Raw genomic sequence first — 16,622 nt, 5'->3', positions numbered from 1 at the left:
GGGGATCAGTTCCTCACCAGAGATGCCGCGCCGGCGCCGGCGAGCCGCCCGAACACCGTGCCGATCGCCATGCCGAAGCCGGCCAGATAGCCCTGGCCCAGGATGTTGCCGGACATGATCTCGCCGGAGGCGAACATGTTCCCGGATGGCTTGCCATCCGCCATCATCACGCGGGCATGTTCGTTCACCTTTACCGACAGGAAGGTGAAGGTGATGCCGGGCCGTAGCGGGTGGCAGTAGTAGGGCGGCTGGTCGATCCGCCGTGCCCAGTGGGATTTCGGCGGGGTCAGCCCTTCCGTCCGGCAGTCGTCGAGCGACTGCGCCTTGAAGGTGCCGGGCTGCACGGCAGCGTTGTAGTCGGCGACGACCTTCTCGAGCTTCGCCGCATCCAGCCCGATCTGCGCGGCGAGTTCGGCGATGGAACCAGCGCGATACGGTGCGAAGACCGGCGGCAGGTAGTTCATCTGCGCCTGCGAATCATTGATCGCGAAGGCGACCTGCCCCGGCTGCTGGGCAATCAGGCGGCCCCAGATGGCGTAGCGCTTCGGCCAGACATCCTCGCCCTCATCGTAGAAGCGTTCGACATCGCGGTTCACGACGACCGAGAAGGGCACGCAATCGAGCCGCATGGCGAGGCCGCCATCTTCCATCGGCGCACGCGCATCGTTGGCGACCGCGTGGAACTGCGTCGGGTCGCCCACTTCCTGCACGCCCTGCGCCAGCAGGTCCTTCAGGATGCGGCCCTGCGCGTAGGGCGTGCCGCGGATCTGGAAGTTGTCCGCCGCGTCGCCCCAATACTGCCGCAGCCATTCGCGATTCGCCTGGAAGCCGCCAGCCGAGGCGATGAACGCCTTGAATTTGATCGTCGCGGGAAAGCCGCGATGGGAGACGATCGCCTCGGTCGCGAAGCCGTCATTCACGACGACATGCTGGACCTCGGTATCGTAGAGGATGGTGATGCCGAGTTCTTCCGCCGTGCGGTACAGCGCATTGATCAGCGCCTTGCCGCCGCCGAGGAAGAAGGCGTTCGTCCGCGACAGCGACAGCGTGCCCGACAGCGACGGCTGGAACACCACGCCGCAGGATTCGAGGAATTTGGGCGCTTCCTCGGACGCACGGATGCAGACACGCGCGAGCTGCTCGTTGGTCTTGCCCGCGGTGACGCGCCGCAGATCGTCCCAGTATTCCTCCTCGAGGTAGGATTCCGTCAGCACGCCGGTGGGGCCGTGATGCAGGGATCGCACATTGCGCGTGTGGCGCGAATTGCCCCCGCGCATGGGCTTCGGCGCATGCTCGGCGACCACGACGGTCGCGCCCGCCCGCCGGGCGGTGATGGCGGCGCACAGGGCGGCATTGCCGCCGCCGGCAATCAGGACGTCGAATGTCTGGCTCAGATCGGCCATGCGTTCGCGGCTCCACTCGGATTTGTCATGATGTGTACAGATGTATCCCGCGAAGTCCAGATGGTTGTTCTGGGTACGTCCGGACTGGTATGCTGCGCCCCATGGATGGCAGCCCCCTGACCCGCGACCGCGGCGAGAGCGCCTACGCCCGCATCCGTGAGGCAATCCGCGATGGCGCGCTGGCGCCCGGCGAACGCCTGACGGAGGTCGACCTCGCCACCCGCTTCGGCGTGTCGCGCACACCGGTCCGCCAGGCGATCGCAAGGCTGGAATCCGAAGGGCTGCTGACCCACGAGGCGCGCCGCGGCCTGACCGTGACGCGGCCCGACCATCAGCAGGTGGTCGAACTCTATGTCATGCGGGAGATCCTGGAAGGCGCGGCCGCCCGCCTCGCCGCCCAGCACGCGAGCGACACCGAGATCGCGGCGATGGCGGAGATCGTGGAGCGCGAACCCGCCGTCTTCGCCGATGCCTCGGCGCTGGCAGCCGAGAACCAGCGGCTGCATGGCCTGCTCTATCTGGCCGCGCATAACCGCTATCTGCTGCGCAGCCTGGAGCAGCTCGGCGCGACGATGTCGCTGCTGCCCACGCTGCTGACGCGCGACGGCCGCGCGGAACAGGCCCATGCGGAACATCGCGCCATACTGAAGGCGATCCAGGAACGCGATGGCGAGGCGGCGGAAGCAACCGCGCGCCGCCACGCGCGCGCCGCGCAGAAGCATCGCCTTGCCTGGATGGTGGGCACGGTGGGCGTTCCACTGGCAGCGCCAGGATCGGCCGGCCCGGATTGACAGGGCGACCGCCCGGTCGAAGGTTGGCGCCGATCGATCGGGAGATTCTGATGACGCGCCTTCGGCTTCTTCTTGCCGCCGCATGCATGGTCGGGCTCGCAGAGCGCGCGCCTGCGCAAAGCCTGAACATGGCGGTCGAGGCGCCGTTCGGCCTCGACCCGCATTTCCTCTTTGCCGGGCCGAACATGGCTGCGGCGCGCCACATCTACGACAGCCTGATCAACCGCGACCCGGAGAGCCGCTTCATCCCCGGCATCGTGGAATCCTGGGAGATGGTGGAGCCGCGCATCTGGGAGCTCCGGCTGCGCCACGGCGTCACCTTCCACGATGGCTCGCCCTTCACGGCCGAGGATGTCGCCTTCTCGATCGCGCGGGTACCGAGCATCCCGAACAACCCCGGCCCCTACAGCTCGAACCTGCGCACCATCACCCGCGTCGAGATCGTCAATCCGCTGGTCGTGCGCCTGCACACCGACCAGGTGAATCCGGTCCTGCCCGGCCAGCTCACCAACATCTTCGTCGTGTCGAAGCGCGCGGCCGAGAATGCGAGCACCACCGACTTCAACAGCGGCCGCGCCGCGATCGGCACCGGGCCGTTCCGGCTGGAACAGGCGCGCGGCCAGGAAGGCATGACGATCGTCCGGAACGATACCTTCTGGGGCGACAAGGCGGCGTATGAGCGCGTGAACATTCGCGTCATCGGCAATGACGCGACGCGCCTCGCGGCGCTGCTCAGCGGCGATGTCGACATCGTGGAGAGCGTGCCGCCGGCGGATGTCGAGCGCTTGCAGCGCGACCAGCGGCTCAGCGTCTTCCGCCGCAACTCCGACCGGATCATGTACCTGCTGCCGAATGTCCGGCTGGACCAGTTCCCGCTGCTGACCGACGCGAACGGTCAGCAATTGCCGCACAATCCGCTGCGCGACGTGCGGGTGCGGCGGGCGCTTTCGCTTGCCTTGGACCGTCAGGCGCTGGCGGCACGCGCGCTGGACGGGCAGGCCGTCCCGACCGTGCAGATGGTGCCGGAACAGTTCGGCGGCTACGATCCGTCCATCGCCCTGCCGGCCGCGGACCCGGCGCGCGCCCGGGCGCTGCTTGCCGAAGCCGGCTATCCCAACGGCTTCACCCTGACGCTCGGCTGTTCCAACAACCGCTATGTGAACGATGCGCGGGTCTGCCAGGCGGCCGGCCAGATGCTCACGCGCGCCGGCTTCCAGGTGCGCGTCGAGACGCAGCCCTGGAACGTCTTCTCCCCACGCACCCTAGCGAACCGCAACGACCTGCCCTTGATGCTCTATGGCCTGTCGCTGTCGTCCTCGCGCGACGCTTCCTACATCCTGTCGACGGGCGTCCATACGCGCGTGCCGGATGCGGCGTTCGGCCAGGGCAATCGCGGCGGCTTCAGCGATCCGCGGCTCGACGGAATCATCCAGCAGGTGATCGGCCAGACCGGAGCGGAACGCGAGCCGATGCTGCAGCGCGTCGCCCGCGAATCGCTGGAGCAGGTGCCCTTTATCCCGCTCTACAACCAGGTGGTCGTGGTCGCGGCGCGGCGCGGCATCGAATACACGCCGCGCATGGACGAACAGATGGTCGCGTACTACGCGCGTCCCGCGGCGCGCTGACCGGCGCGCCGCGATCCGGCGTCAGACGTGCGCGAACAGGGCCTGGCCCGGATGCTCCCAGCGGTGCCGCAGCACGGTGCCGGTCTCGCTCTCCGTGATGAAGATGTCGCGGTTCTCCGGCCCGCCGAAGCAGACATTGGTGGTGCCGAGACCGCGCGGTGAGCGGATGCGCAACAAGGGCTCGCCAAGGCGCGAGAAAATCCAGACGGTGCCCATGCCGGCATGGGCAACGACGAGATTGCCCTTGGCGTCCAGCGCCATGCCGTCCGGCCCCGCCAGCCCGCCCGACATGGCGATGAAGCGGCCGACGCGGATCACCCCGCCATCCTCGGTGATCGGCACGCGCCAGATGGCGTTGTCGCGCGTCGCCGCGACGTAGAGCGTATGCCCGTCAGGCGTCAGCACGAGCCCGTTCGGGCTCGGCACGTTGGACACCAGCGCGTCGGCCTGGCTCGCCCCGGCGCGCAGGCGATAGGCCCGGCCCGCAGGGTCATGCAGACCGGTCTGCCCCTGGTCGGTGAAGTAGAGATCGCCGTTCATCGCGAAGGTGCAGTCGTTGATGCCGCGGAAGGCCTCGCGCCGCGCGCGCGGGAGCAGCGGGGAGATCTTGCCGCTGGCCGGATCGAAGCGCAGCAGCCCAAGCTTCTGGTCGGTGATGGCCGCCCAGCCGTCGCGATGGAAGGCAAGGCCGTTCGGCTCGCCCTCATACTCGGCGGCGACGCTCCACTCGCCGGCGGGGCTCACCTTGAACAGGCGGCCGAAGACGATGTCCGTGAGCCACAGAGTCCCGTCGCGATCGAAGGACGGGCCTTCCAGGAAGCAATCCGGCGTCGGGCCAGGCCGGCCATAGAGCCACTCGCTGCCGCGATCGCGGATGCGCAGAGCTTGCGGCACTTCGGTGTGGATCTCGGCCGTGACGGAAGGCGGTGCGGCGTACATGGTCATCCCAGCGTGATGTTGGCGAGGCGAATGAGCCGCGCGGCGCGTTCCCGCTGCGCGGCGACGAATGCGGCGAATTCCTCCGGGCTGCTGCCCAGCGGGACGATGCCGATCTGCTCCATGCGCTGCCGCACGTCGGGTTGGTTCAGCGCGAAGATGGCCGCCGCGTGCAGGCGCATCACCGCGGCAGGTGGTGAGCCCGCGACGGTCCACAGCCCGTTCCATTCATCGAAGTCGAAGCCGCGATAACCCTGCTCGTCGAGCGTCGCCATGCTCGGCAGAGAGGAGATGCGCCGCAGCCCGGCAGCTCCCAACGCGCGCAGCCGCCCACCCTGCACATGTGCCGTGGCTGCGGCTGCGGAGGCGAACGCGCAGCCGACATTCCCCGCGATCAGGTCCGTCATGGCCGGTCCGCCGCCGCGATAGGGCACGTGCGTCATCTCGACGCCGGCGATGCGCGCGAACTCCACCATGGCGAGATGCGCGCCCGTGCCGTTGCCGGAGGACGCGTAGGAGATCGGCCTCGTCTTCGCGGCCTCGACCAGGTCCGCCGCGCTCCGCCACGGCGCATTCGCCGCGACCACCAGCATCTGCGGCTGCCAGGTGAGCTGCGTGATCGGCGCGAAGGCCGTCGCGTAGTCAAAGGGCAGCCCCGTCATCAGCGTCGGGTTCACCACATGGCCCATGCTATCGAGCAGCATGGTGTGGCCATCCTTCGGCGAGCGCGCGACCTCCCCCGCTCCGATGGCGCCACCCGCGCCGCCGCGGTTCTCCACCACGATATTTTGGCCGAGCTGGGACATCATGTGCGGCAGCAGCAGCCGCGCGACGGTGTCGGTACCGCCGCCCGGCGGATAGGGCGGGATCAGGCGCAGCGGCTGCGTCGGAAAACCCTGTGCCAGCGCCGGGCGGCACAGCGGCAGCAAGGCGGCGCCCAGCACCGCACGACGGCGGAAGGTCATGGCCGGTTCCTCCTGATTTCGCGCCAGCCTGCGTCACGGCGCGGTCCCGGTCCAGTGGCGCGCGTCAGGAGCCGACGCGCTCGTATTGCAGCCCGTGCGCCAGCCAGCAGCCTATCGTGGCGCCCGTCGCCTTCCCCGCCGCGTCGCGGCGAATGGCAATGGTCCAGTCACCCGGTGGCGTGTGATCCAGCGCGCGCGGACAAGGCAGCGCCCAAAGGTCGGGCCCGATCGCCTCCAGCAGTTCCATCCGGCCACGGCCGAGGAAGCCCGAGAAGCCGCCATAAAGCACGCCCCCGGCATCGGCGATCGCCAGCTCCGCATCGAGTTCCGCACAGCGGTAGCGCCCGGTGGCGTCGATCCTCGGCCGGCCCTCGGCAGGCCGCAGCGTCACCGAGCGATGGTCCTTCGTCCGCTCCATGCGCAGCCCCTGCGGCGTCATGGTCAGACGGGTCTGCGGACTGCACGCAGCGCCATCGGGCCGCAGCTCGAGCATCTCGGCACTATGGCCGAAGCGCAGCCGGACCCTGCCGGGGGACGCTGCATCGATGCGCACCGAAAGGCCGGTCTCCGGGTCGATCCAGGCGCCGCACCAATCCGGGGGCGGCAGGTCGGCCGGCGGTGTCGTACGCTCCTCCCCCAGCAGCGCCGCAAGAAGGTCCAGCATCGCCGCATGCGCATCCGACAGGTGATTCAGCATCACCACCACCGAGATGCGTTCGCCCGCGAGATGGATGCGGTTGCTGCGCCAGCCGCGCAACGCGCCACCATGCCCGGTCGCGGCGCGACCGAACTCCGTGCTGCGCGCCAGCCCGTAGCCGTATGACGCCGGCGCGCCGTCCGCGAAGGAAACCGGTCCCGACAGCCGCCAGTACAGCGACGCGGCATCGTCGCGCGTCGCATCGATGTGCTTCTCCCAGGCGATCATGTCGTCCAGCGACGCGCCCAGCCCGGCATCGCCGGTCCAATGGATCCGGTTCACCGCAGGGCGGAAGCCGGACTCCTGCGTGCCCTCATACCCCTCGGTGCCATCCGGCATTGCGCGCGTGTCGGCAGCGAGGAAGGCTGTCTCCATGCCGGCCCGCTCGAAGATCCCGGTGCGCAGCAGTTCGGCGAAGCCACGGCCCGTTCGGGCTTCCAGCATCTCGGTGATCAGGCGGAAATTCTGGTTCACATAGGAATACTGTGCGCCGGGCCGGAACTGCAGGGAGCGCGTCCCCGCGATGACGCTGCGGGCCTCATCCGGACCGAACGGGGCCTCCGCCGGCGAGCCGTGCAGCATGGCCAAGGCCCAGTAGTCGCGCAGACCTGACTGATTATGCGCGAGATGCAGCGTACCCGGCGTCGCGCCATCCAGCAGCGGCAGACGCGCCCGCAGATCGGCGTCGAGCACCGTCGGGTCCGGGAGCTGGTCCAACAGCGTGCCGCAGGCGAACTGCTTGGTGATCGAGCACATCCGGAACAGGCTCTGGGGCGTGAAGGGCGTCCGCCGCTCGGCATTCGCGAACCCCCAGGCATGGCGCAGGACGACCTGACCGTCGCGAAGCACGGCGGCGGCCCCCCCGGGGCCCGGATAGAGGCGGGGCAGCGCCGCGGCAGCGCGTTCGATCGGGGTATCCGTCATGGCGCGATCCTGACCCGCAGGGGACAGCGGCGCAATCGGCCGGGCACGCGCAGGAAGTGGTGACGGCCCGACGATTCACGGCAAGAATGCGCGTAACGACAGGAAGCGGGCGGGTGCCATGGGAACCGCCCGCCGGGAGGGAAGCACCATGAAACCGTACCGCAGGATTCTCCTCGGCGCCGCGATGCTCGCGCTCGCGCCATTCACCGCAGGGGCGCAGGAGTACCCTGACCGCCCGGTCGTCATCGTCGCCGGTGCGGCCGCAGGCGGGCCGACCGACGTCATCTCCCGCATCGTCGCCGAAGCGATGGCGCGCCACCTGCCCCAACCCGTGGTGGTTGAGAACACACCGCCGGCCAATGTCGGCGCGCAGCGTGTCGCGCAGGCGCGGCCGGATGGCTACCTGCTGCTGATGTCGAATGTCGGCCTTGCCGCCGGCGCCACGCTGTTCCGGCGGCTGTCTTTCGACACGGCCACGGCCTTCGCTCCGCTCGGCCTCGTGTCGGATGCGGCGATGACGGTCATCGCCCGCCCCGGCTTCCCGGCCGAGGACATGCGCAGCCTGGTCAGCGAGATCAACCGGCGCGGAGAGGCGCTGAACATCGGCACGGCCGGCCTCGCCTCGGCCGCCAATCTCTGCGGCCTGCTGATGCAGCAGCAGGCGCAGAACCGCATGACCATCGTCGCCTTCCGCGGCACAGCGCCCGCCATCACCGAACTCATGGCTGGCCGGATCGATCTGCTCTGCGACCAGGCGACCAACACCGTGCCCTTCATCCGCGACGGCCGCATCCGTGCCCTCGCCGTGAGCAGCCCGGCGCGCCTTCCCGGCCTGCCGAATGTGCCGACCACGGCCGAAGCCGGTTCGCCCGTCATTGCGATGAGCACTTGGCACGGGCTGTTCGCCCCGGCCGGCACGCCCGAGGCGGTCCAGCAGCGCATCAACGCCGCGCTGGTCGCGGCGATGCAGGATGAACGGCTGCGGGCACGCTTCGCGGAACTTCAGACCGATCCGGCGACGCCGGAGCGCTCGAGCATCGCCTTCCACCGGCGCTACCATGTCGAGGAAATCGAACGCTGGCGGCCGATCATCCAGGCGGCGGGGGCTTACGCCGACTGATGCCGCGGATCGGAGAGGGGCTGCCGCCCCTCTCCGGCACGATCAATCCGCGGCGTCGAGACGCTCCGTCACCTTCGGCGGCGACATCGGCAGCGCGAAGAACCGCTTGCCCAGCGCGTCGTAGACGGCGTTCGCGATCGCCGCGAGCGGCGGCACGATCGGTGCCTCACCCACGCCGCGCACACCCTGCGGGTGCTTCGAGTTCGGGATTTCGATGACCAGCGCCTCGATCATCGGCACGTCGGAGCAGACGGGCATGCGATAATCGAGGAACGTCGCGTTATCGACCTTCCCATTCTTGTCGTAGAGGTATTCCTCCGACAGCGCCCAGCCGATGCCCTGCACCACGCCGCCCTGGATCTGCCCCTCGACATAGCTCGGATGCAGCGCGCGGCCGACATCCTGCGCCGCCGTGTAGCGCAGCACGCGGATGATGCCGAGATCGACATCCACCTCGACATCGACGCAATGCGTGGCGAAGCCGGGATCGGCGCCGGTGGTGTTGAGCTGCACCTGCGTGCCGATCGGCCCGCCCATCTCATTCGCCTTGGCGGCGAGCTCCTTGAGCGAGAGGGGCGGGAACTTGCCGGCATTGTCGCCGGCCGGCAGCGCCATGCCGTCCTCCCACTTCACCGCGTCGGCGTCTATCTTCCAGATCTTCGCCGCACGGTCCTTGAGCTGGCCGATCACCTTCTCGCAGGACGCGGTCGCGACCATGGCCGAGGCGAAGGTCACGCGGCTGCCGCCGGTGAGGTTCGAGAAGCCGATGGTTTGCGTGTCACCGATGATGACGTTGACGCGCCCATGCTCGATGCCGATCAGTTCGGCGACGACATTCGCGATGGAGGCACGGCTGCCGCCGACATCCGGATGGCCGGTGGTGACGACGACGTTGCCATCCTCGGTGATGTTCACCTGGACGGAGGATTCACCGCCGGCATTGTACCAGAAGCCCGAGGCGACCCCGCGGCCGCGCTTCACGCCCGGTCGCGGGTTCTTGTCGAGGGGCGCCTTGTAGTGCGGGTGCTTGCGGATCGCGTCGACCGTCTCGGTGAAGGTGACGTCGCCGAAGACCGCGCCGTAGATCGCCTTGTCGCCCGGCTTCACGCTGTTGCGGATGCGCATCTCGAGCGGATCGAGGCCGAGCTTCTCCGCGATCTCGTCCAGGACGGTCTCCGCCGCGAAGGCGCCGTGGGGCGCACCGGGCGCGCGATAGGCCGCAACCTTCGAACGGTTCGACACCACGTCATAGCCGGTCGAGAGAACGTTCGGGATTGCGTAGGCCGCAAAGGAGCACCCCACCGGCCCGCGCAGCGGCGAACCGGGGAGGCAGCCGGCCTGGAGGTAGAAGTCGCCCTTCGCCGCGACCAGCGTGCCGTCCTTCTTCGCGCCGATCTTGACCGTCATGAGCGAACCCGGCGCCGGGCCGGTCGCCCGCTGCACGTCATCGCGCGACATGACGATCTTCACCGGCCGCCCGGACTTCTTCGACAGCAGCACCGCGACGGGCTCGAGATAGACGATCGTCTTGGCACCGAAGCCGCCGCCGATCTCGGCCGGGATCGCGCGGATGTTGCTCTGCGGGATGCCGGTCAGCAGGGACGTCATCGCGCGGACCATGAACTGCCCCTGCGACGACGACCAGATCGTCACCCGCCCATCGGCGGCATAGGAGACGGTGCAGGCATGCGGCTCGATGTAGCCCTGGTGCACCGGACGCGTGGTGAAGGTGCGCTCGACGACGACGTCCGCCTCGGCGAAGCCGTTCTCGATGTCGCCAGCCTTCAGCACCATGGTGCCGGCGATGTTCGACGGCTTGCCCTCATGCTTCATGAAGTCGTGCAGGATCGGCGCGTCGGGCTTGATCGCGTCCTCGATCTCGATCGCGTGCGGCAGGACCTCGTAATCCACCACGATCAGCTTGCAGGCCTCGGCTGCGACCTGCTCGTTGATCGCGGCGACGGCCGCGATCGGGTGGCCGTGGAACAGGGCCTTCTCATGCGCCAGCATGTTGCGCGCCATCCAGCGCATGTCCTGGATGCCGAGCGCGACCGCCTTGTCCACGGGGAAGGACACCATGTCCTTCGCCGTGACGACAGCCTTCACGCCGGGCAGCGCCTCGGCCTTCGACGTGTCGATGGACCGGATCGCCGCATGCGCGTGCGGGCTGCGCAGGATCTTCCCCCAGACCATGCCGGGCATGTTGTAATCCGCGCTGTACTGTGCACGGCCGGTCACCTTGTCGGCGCCGTCGGGACGGATCGTGCGCGCGCCGATCCACTTCGTGGACATCTCGTTCATCGGGCAGCCTCCCGCATCTCGGCGGCCGTCTCCATGACGGCGCGGACAATCTTGTCATAGCCCGTGCAGCGGCAGAGGTTGCCGGCCAAGCCGAAGCGCACCTCCTCCTCGGTCGGGTCGGGGTTCTTCTCGAGCAGGGAGCGCGCTGAGATCAGCACGCCGGGCGTGCAGATGCCGCACTGCAACGCCGCCATTTCCAAGAACTTCTGCTGCAGCGGATGCAACTCGCCGCCCTGGGCCATGCCCTCGATGGTGCCGATCTGCTTGCCCTCGGCCTCGACCGCCAGCATCAGGCAGGAGCACATCAGCCGCCCATCGACGGTGACCGAACACGCGCCGCAGTCGCCGGTGCCGCAGCCTTCCTTGGTGCCCGTCAGGCCAAGCGGCCCGCGCAGGATGTCGAGCATCGAGGCGGAGGCATCGCAAAGGTATTCGAGCGGCTCCCCATTGATGGTCGTGCTCACGTGAATCTTCGCCATGGCGTCAGTTCCCTCCGGCGCGCTGGGCCGCGATGGCCGCGACGCGCTTCAACAGCACACCCGCCACCTTGGTGCGGTAGGCGATAGTGCCGCGCTTGTCGTTGATGGGATTGCAGGCCGCGCGGCAAGCGTCGGCCGCCTTCTCCAGCGCCGCATCCTCCAGCCGCGAGCCGACCAGCGCCGCCGCCGCGTCCCCGACCAGCAGCACCGTCGGCGCGACGGCGCCAAGGCCCACCCGCGCGGCCGTGACCACGCCGCCGTCCATGGAGAGGTTCACGGCGAGTCCGACCACCGCGATGTCCATCTCCGTCCGCGGGATCATGCGCAGATAGGCGTCGGATGACCCCTTCGGCCGGTCGGGGAAGGTGAAGGAGACGACGATCTCGCCCGGCGTGAGGTTGAGACGCCCGGGCCCCGCCGGCACCGCTTCCACCGGCAATTCGCGCCCCCCGTTCGGCCCCTGGATCGTCACCACCGCACCCGCGGCGACCATGGCGGGCACGCTGTCCCCGGCGGGGGAGCCGTTGCACAGGTTGCCGCCGGGGGACGCCCGTCCCTGCACCTGCTTCGACCCGATCAGGTTGATGGCCTCAAGCACGCCGGGCCAGGCCTTGCCGAAGGTCGGATGCTCGGCGAGCACGGCGCCCGGCACGGCCGCGCCGATCCGGAAGGCGCCGCCGCCCAGTTCCTCGATGGCGGTCAGCGCCGGGATCTTCTTGATATCGATGATCGTTCCGGGCTGCCGCACACCCGCCCGCATCTGCACCAGCAGGTCGGTGCCGCCCGCCAGGATGCTCGCCGCGCCGGAGGCGGCAGCGAAGGCCTTGACCGCTTCATCGAGCGAACCCGGCGCCAGGTATCGGATCTCTGTCATTCCTGCTTCCATCCCTCGCTGCCCGCATCGCAGGCACACCTCCCCGATCACGCCGGGGCGTGCCGTCCCGCAAAGGCTAGGACGGCTGGGGCTTCGGCGGAACCCCCCTGTTGACAATGGCCGGCCCGCGGGGCGACGCCTTGGGCGCCGATGCAGGAGGAAACGATGGCCCGTCACCTGAAGCGCAGCCGCGACGCCGAGGCGCGGGCCGAGGACGATGCGAAGGTCCGCGCGACCGTCGAGGGCATCCTCGCCGACATCGCGACGCGCGGCGATGATGCGGTGCGGGAACTGTCGATCCGCTTCGACAAGTGGGACCGCCAGGATTTCCGCCTGACCGACGCCGAGATCCGCGACTGCCTGTCCCAGCTTTCCGCCCGCGACCTCGACGATATCCGCTTCGCTCAGGAGCAGGTTCGCAACTTCGCGCAAGTCCAGAAGGATGCGCTGCGCGACATCGAGGTCGAGACGCTACCGGGCGTGGTCCTTGGCCACAAGAATATTCCCGTGAACTCGGTCGGCTGTTACGTGCCTGGCGGCAAGTATCCGCTGTTGGCCTCGGCGCATATGTCGGTGGTTACGGCGAAGGTGGCAGGCTGCCAGCGCATCATCACCTGTGCCCCGCCCTTCGAGGGTCGCCCCGCGCCGGCCATCGTCGCGGCGCAGCATCTGGCGGGGGCCGATGTGATCTACTGCCTGGGCGGCATCCAGGCCGTCGGCGCCATGGCGCTCGGCACAGCGACGATCGATACGGTCGACATGCTGGTCGGACCCGGCAATGCCTTCGTCGCCGAGGCCAAGCGGCAGCTCTATGGCCGCGTCGGCATCGACCTGTTCGCCGGCCCGACCGAGACGCTGGTCATCGCCGACGAAACGGTCGACGGCGAGCTCTGCGCGACCGACTTGCTTGGCCAAGCGGAGCACGGACCGAACTCCCCGGCGATCTTACTGACCAGTTCGGAGAAGCTCGCCCGCGAGACCATGGCGGAGGTCGAACGCCTCCTGACCATCCTGCCGACCGCCGACATCGCGCGGAAGGCATGGGAAGACTACGGTGAAGTCATCGTCTGCGACAGCGAGGAGGAGATGGTCCGCGAGGCCGATCGAATTGCTTCCGAGCATGTGCAGGTAATGACCCGCGACCCGGACTACTTCCTCGCCAACATGACCAACTACGGCGCCCTGTTCCTCGGACCGCGCACCAATGTGTCGTACGGCGACAAGGTGATCGGCACGAACCACACCCTGCCGACCAGGAAGGCCGCGCGCTACACGGGCGGCCTATGGGTCGGCAAGTTCCTCAAGACGGTCACCTACCAACGCGTGCTGACGGATGAAGCGTCGGCGATGATCGGGGAATACTGCTCACGCCTGTGCATGCTGGAAGGCTTCGCGGGCCATGCGGAGCAAGCCAATATCCGCGTCCGCCGCTATGGCGGGCGCAACGTTCCCTATGCGACGGCAGTGGATTGAAGCCCCATGCAGCTTCCGAAAACACCCTCCTTCCGGCTGGACGGCCAGCGCGCGCTGGTGACGGGTGCCGGGCGCGGCATCGGACTCGCGGCAGCCGCCGGCCTGGCTGAAGCCGGTGCGCATGTAACGCTCGCCGCGCGCACCGCGAGCGAGATCGAGGCCGCCGCCGATGCCATCCGTACAGCGGGCGGTGCCGCCGCGACGATGGTGCTGGACCTGACGGACGTCCCGGCCGCGGAACGCGCCATCGCGGCCGCGGAGCCCTTCGACGTTTTGGTGAACAACGCCGGCACCAACCGTCCCAAGACCTTCGTGGACGTCACGCACGAAGACTACGACGCGGTGATGGACCTCAACCTGCGTTCCGCCTTCTTCGTCGCGCAGGCGGTGACGAAGGGGCTGATGGCGGTGGGCAGGCCGGGTTCGATCATCAACATCTCCTCCCAGATGGGCCACGTCGGCGGCGCGAACCGCACCATTTATTGCGCCTCCAAATGGGCGATGGAGGGCATGACCAAGGCCATGGCGGTCGACCTCGCCGCACATCGCATCCGCGTCAACACGGTCTGCCCCACCTTCATCGAAACGCCGCTGACCCGCCCCTTCTTCGAGGACCCCGTCTTCAAGGCAAGTGTGGTCGCGAAGATCAAGCTCGGCCGCATCGGCCAGGTCGAGGACCTGATGGGCGCCATCGTCTTCCTGGCCGGCGATGCGTCGGCACTGATGACCGGGTCGTCTATCGTCGTCGATGGCGGCTGGACCGCAGATTAGGGAGAGACACCATGAAGCACTGCATCGTGCAGGATGAAGGCCGCCTGCGCATCGTCACGCTGAACCGCCCCGAGGTGATGAACGCCCTGCACAGCGAGGCACATCACGAGTTGGAACAGGTGTGGGACGAGTTCGCCGCCAACCCGGATCTGTGGGTCGCCATCGTCACCGGCGCCGGCGATCGTGCCTTCTCCGCCGGCAATGACCTGAAGATCCAGGCGGCGGGCAAGCGCGGCCCGTCCGCGCGCACCGGCTTCGCCGGGCTGACGCTGCGCTTCGATCTCGACAAGCCGGTGATCGCTGCGGTGAACGGCGTCGCCATGGGCGGCGGCTTCGAGATCGCTCTGGCCTGCGACCTGATCGTCGCGGCCGAGAACGCCGTCTTCGCCCTGCCCGAACCCCGCGTCGGGCTGATCGCCGGCGCCGGCGGCGTGCATCGCCTGCCGCGCATGATCGGCCAGAAGCAGGCGCTCGGCATGATCCTGACGGGTCGTCGCGTCTCCGCCGCCGAGGGCCACACGCTCGGCTTCGTCAACGAGGTCGTCCCCCAGGGCCAAGCGCTGGAAGCCGCCAAGCGGTGGGCGGCGCTGATCCTCGAATGCTCGCCGCTCGCCGTGCGTGCGTCGAAGCAGGCGGTCTATGCCGGCATGGACAAGCCGACCCTGCGCGAGGCGATCACGACGATCTACCCTGCGCAGCAGCGCAACCTTGAGAGCGAGGACTACATCGAAGGCCCGAAGGCCTTTGCCGAAAAGCGCAAGCCGGACTGGAAGAACCGCTAATCCGCCGGGCCGCCGTAGGGATAGTAGTCGGCGGGTCGCAGATGCTCGTAAGGAAGCGCGTCGAGCCGCACGGTGCCCAGGAAGGGTTCGTCCGGCTCGACCAGCAGGATGGTCGGTGCGAAGCCGCTGTCGTCGAAGCCGCGGCGGAAATGCACGCGCGACTTGATGGCGATGACGTCGTAATCGGCCGCGCGCAGCCCGAGGCCCCAAAGCTCGTCAGGCTCCATGATCTGCACGAGGAAGGGACTCAGCACGACGACGTTGCGGTCGCCGAAACGGATGGCGATCCAGTTCTGGCCCTTCCCCTTCGCCCGCGACGTCGTCGCATCCGAGACCAGCAGCACCTGGCCCACGATCCGCACCGGCTCCCCGGCCGAGGGATCGACGCGGCCGCCGATCTCGACATCAACGGCGTCGCCGGGCTTCGCGCCGGCCAGGGACGCGATCGCCTCCGGCGCCGCGATGGTTGCGATCAACGTGCGTGACAGCCCCTGATCCATCACCTCGCGCAGCAGCCAAGTCGCGTAGCCCGAGCGGTCGCTGTGGTCGGCCAACACAACCGGCTCGCGCCCTTCCGCGACGGCCTGCTTCGCACGCGTCACGCCGTCACGGATACGATGCACCGTGGCGGCCTTCACCAGATCCGCCCGGCGCCGCCACGCCCAGCCCGCCATGTCTTCCGCGACGCGTTCCGCCAGCGCCGGATTGTCGTTCGCGATCACCTGGAACGTCATGCCGGCATCCGGCACGTCCGACCACGGAAAGCCGAAATAGACGTTGACGAAGAGATCCGGCTCCCGCGCTTCCCACACCAGCGCGCGCTGGATCAGCTCCGACCAGGGCGGCGCCCCGGTCCACATCATCACCGTCGGCGCTAGGATCGGCAGCTTGCGGGTCACGCTGGCGGGGCGGTAGTCGCCACGGATCGCCCGCACCAGCATCCGCGCAGCCCGCTGCCCCTGCAAATGCATGTCGTAATGCGGGAAGAACTTCACCGCGAAGGCAAGGTCAGCGTGGCGGAGGAATTCCTCATCCTCATTGCCGTGCGGATCGAAGGTCGCGCTGATGCGTGCCTGCGGCCCAAGCGCCGCGCGGACGCGCTTCGCGATCTCCGCCTCCGGCCGCGGCACGCCGCGCACGCCCATCGCGCCGTGCAGCGCGAGATAGGCGCCGTCGAACGGCCCCCGCGCCTTCAAGGCCTCGATCTGATTGCCGACGAAAGTCTCGAACGCCTCGTTGGTGATCCAGCCGGAGCCGGTGCCGGTTTTCGGCCAGAGCGGCGATTCGATCCCGACCAGCTCCACGCCATCGAATTCGCGCGCCACCTGCACGAAGCCGCCCATGTACCCCTTCGGGTCGGTCGCCAGCAGCGCCTCCCCGACGGCGGGCGACCCCGGATAACGGAAGTCGTCCTCGGTCGTGTCGAAGGGCAGGAAGGTGACGGTCTCATGCGCGAACTGCAGGACGGCGATGCGCATGGT

General features: G+C 68.7%; 14 protein-coding genes. 6 read left to right on the top strand and 8 right to left on the bottom strand.

The genetic code is table 11. The features are described from left to right. Window positions 1-5 precede the first annotated feature (5 nt). A complete protein-coding gene (tcuA, locus tag GXW78_RS00770; RefSeq protein ID WP_211865163.1) occupies window positions 6-1,403 on the bottom strand; it encodes an FAD-dependent tricarballylate dehydrogenase TcuA in 1,398 nt (465 codons plus the stop codon). Window positions 1,404-1,504: 101 nt separating this feature from the next. Between tcuA and GXW78_RS00765 the strand changes: the two genes are divergently transcribed. Together GXW78_RS00765 and GXW78_RS00760 are read left to right on the top strand one after the other, a co-directional pair. Then, entirely contained in the window at window positions 1,505-2,194 is a 690-nt protein-coding gene (locus GXW78_RS00765) for a GntR family transcriptional regulator (RefSeq protein ID WP_211865162.1), read from the top strand. Window positions 2,195-2,244: 50 nt separating this feature from the next. Then, window positions 2,245-3,819: an ABC transporter substrate-binding protein gene (locus GXW78_RS00760; RefSeq protein ID WP_211865161.1), complete on the top strand. Its 1,575-nt coding sequence runs from the start codon at window positions 2,245-2,247 to the stop codon at window positions 3,817-3,819. Window positions 3,820-3,840: 21 nt separating this feature from the next. Here the strand turns inward: GXW78_RS00760 and GXW78_RS00755 are convergent, their stop codons facing one another. The 3 genes from GXW78_RS00755 to GXW78_RS00745 form a co-directional block, all read right to left on the bottom strand. Then, window positions 3,841-4,764, bottom strand: coding sequence for an SMP-30/gluconolactonase/LRE family protein (locus tag GXW78_RS00755; protein WP_211865160.1), 924 nt, complete (start codon window positions 4,762-4,764; stop codon window positions 3,841-3,843). Further along, complete coding sequence (locus tag GXW78_RS00750; RefSeq protein ID WP_211865159.1) at window positions 4,761-5,720, bottom strand: Bug family tripartite tricarboxylate transporter substrate binding protein; 960 nt, start codon at window positions 5,718-5,720, stop codon at window positions 4,761-4,763. Before GXW78_RS00750 ends, GXW78_RS00755 begins: the two co-directional genes overlap by 4 nt. A 64-nt stretch (window positions 5,721-5,784) precedes the next feature. Beyond that, window positions 5,785-7,341, bottom strand: coding sequence for a D-aminopeptidase (locus tag GXW78_RS00745; RefSeq protein ID WP_211865156.1), 1,557 nt, complete (start codon window positions 7,339-7,341; stop codon window positions 5,785-5,787). 148 nt (window positions 7,342-7,489) lie between these two features. Here GXW78_RS00745 and GXW78_RS00740 point away from each other — a divergent pair, with 148 nt between their 5' ends. Next, entirely contained in the window at window positions 7,490-8,461 is a 972-nt protein-coding gene (locus tag GXW78_RS00740; RefSeq protein ID WP_211865154.1) for a tripartite tricarboxylate transporter substrate-binding protein, read from the top strand. Window positions 8,462-8,503: 42 nt separating this feature from the next. On the opposite strand, the gene GXW78_RS00735 is transcribed toward GXW78_RS00740, so the two are convergent. Genes GXW78_RS00735 through GXW78_RS00725 form a run of 3 tightly spaced genes read right to left on the bottom strand, consistent with a single transcriptional unit; the run spans window position 8,504 to window position 12,115 of the window. Further along, window positions 8,504-10,762, bottom strand: a complete 2,259-nt coding sequence (locus GXW78_RS00735; protein WP_211865152.1) for a xanthine dehydrogenase family protein molybdopterin-binding subunit — start codon at window positions 10,760-10,762, stop codon at window positions 8,504-8,506. After that, a complete protein-coding gene (locus tag GXW78_RS00730; RefSeq protein WP_211865150.1) occupies window positions 10,759-11,241 on the bottom strand; it encodes a (2Fe-2S)-binding protein in 483 nt (160 codons plus the stop codon). Before GXW78_RS00730 ends, GXW78_RS00735 begins: the two co-directional genes overlap by 4 nt. Before the next feature lie 4 nt (window positions 11,242-11,245). Continuing rightward, window positions 11,246-12,115: an FAD binding domain-containing protein gene (locus GXW78_RS00725; protein WP_211865148.1), complete on the bottom strand. Its 870-nt coding sequence runs from the start codon at window positions 12,113-12,115 to the stop codon at window positions 11,246-11,248. Window positions 12,116-12,280: 165 nt separating this feature from the next. Between GXW78_RS00725 and hisD the strand changes: the two genes are divergently transcribed. The 3 genes from hisD to GXW78_RS00710 are packed head-to-tail and all read left to right on the top strand — an operon-like array spanning window position 12,281 to window position 15,141. Beyond that, window positions 12,281-13,588 (top strand): histidinol dehydrogenase, encoded by a 1,308-nt coding sequence (gene hisD, locus GXW78_RS00720; protein WP_211865147.1) that lies wholly within the window; start codon window positions 12,281-12,283, stop codon window positions 13,586-13,588. A gap of 6 nt (window positions 13,589-13,594) precedes the next feature. Then, window positions 13,595-14,359, top strand: a complete 765-nt coding sequence (locus GXW78_RS00715) for an SDR family NAD(P)-dependent oxidoreductase (protein WP_211865146.1) — start codon at window positions 13,595-13,597, stop codon at window positions 14,357-14,359. Window positions 14,360-14,370: 11 nt separating this feature from the next. Then, entirely contained in the window at window positions 14,371-15,141 is a 771-nt protein-coding gene (locus GXW78_RS00710; RefSeq protein ID WP_211865145.1) for an enoyl-CoA hydratase-related protein, read from the top strand. Here GXW78_RS00710 and GXW78_RS00705 read toward each other — a convergent pair. Then, window positions 15,138-16,619 (bottom strand): M81 family metallopeptidase, encoded by a 1,482-nt coding sequence (locus GXW78_RS00705; protein ID WP_211865144.1) that lies wholly within the window; start codon window positions 16,617-16,619, stop codon window positions 15,138-15,140. The genes GXW78_RS00710 and GXW78_RS00705 overlap by 4 nt on opposite strands. Between the last annotated feature and the right edge of the window lie 3 nt (window positions 16,620-16,622).

The organism is Neoroseomonas terrae (genome assembly GCF_018129025.1).
Classification (GTDB): domain Bacteria; phylum Pseudomonadota; class Alphaproteobacteria; order Acetobacterales; family Acetobacteraceae; genus Neoroseomonas; species Neoroseomonas terrae.
This window is presented reverse-complemented; position numbering and strand designations above follow the sequence as displayed.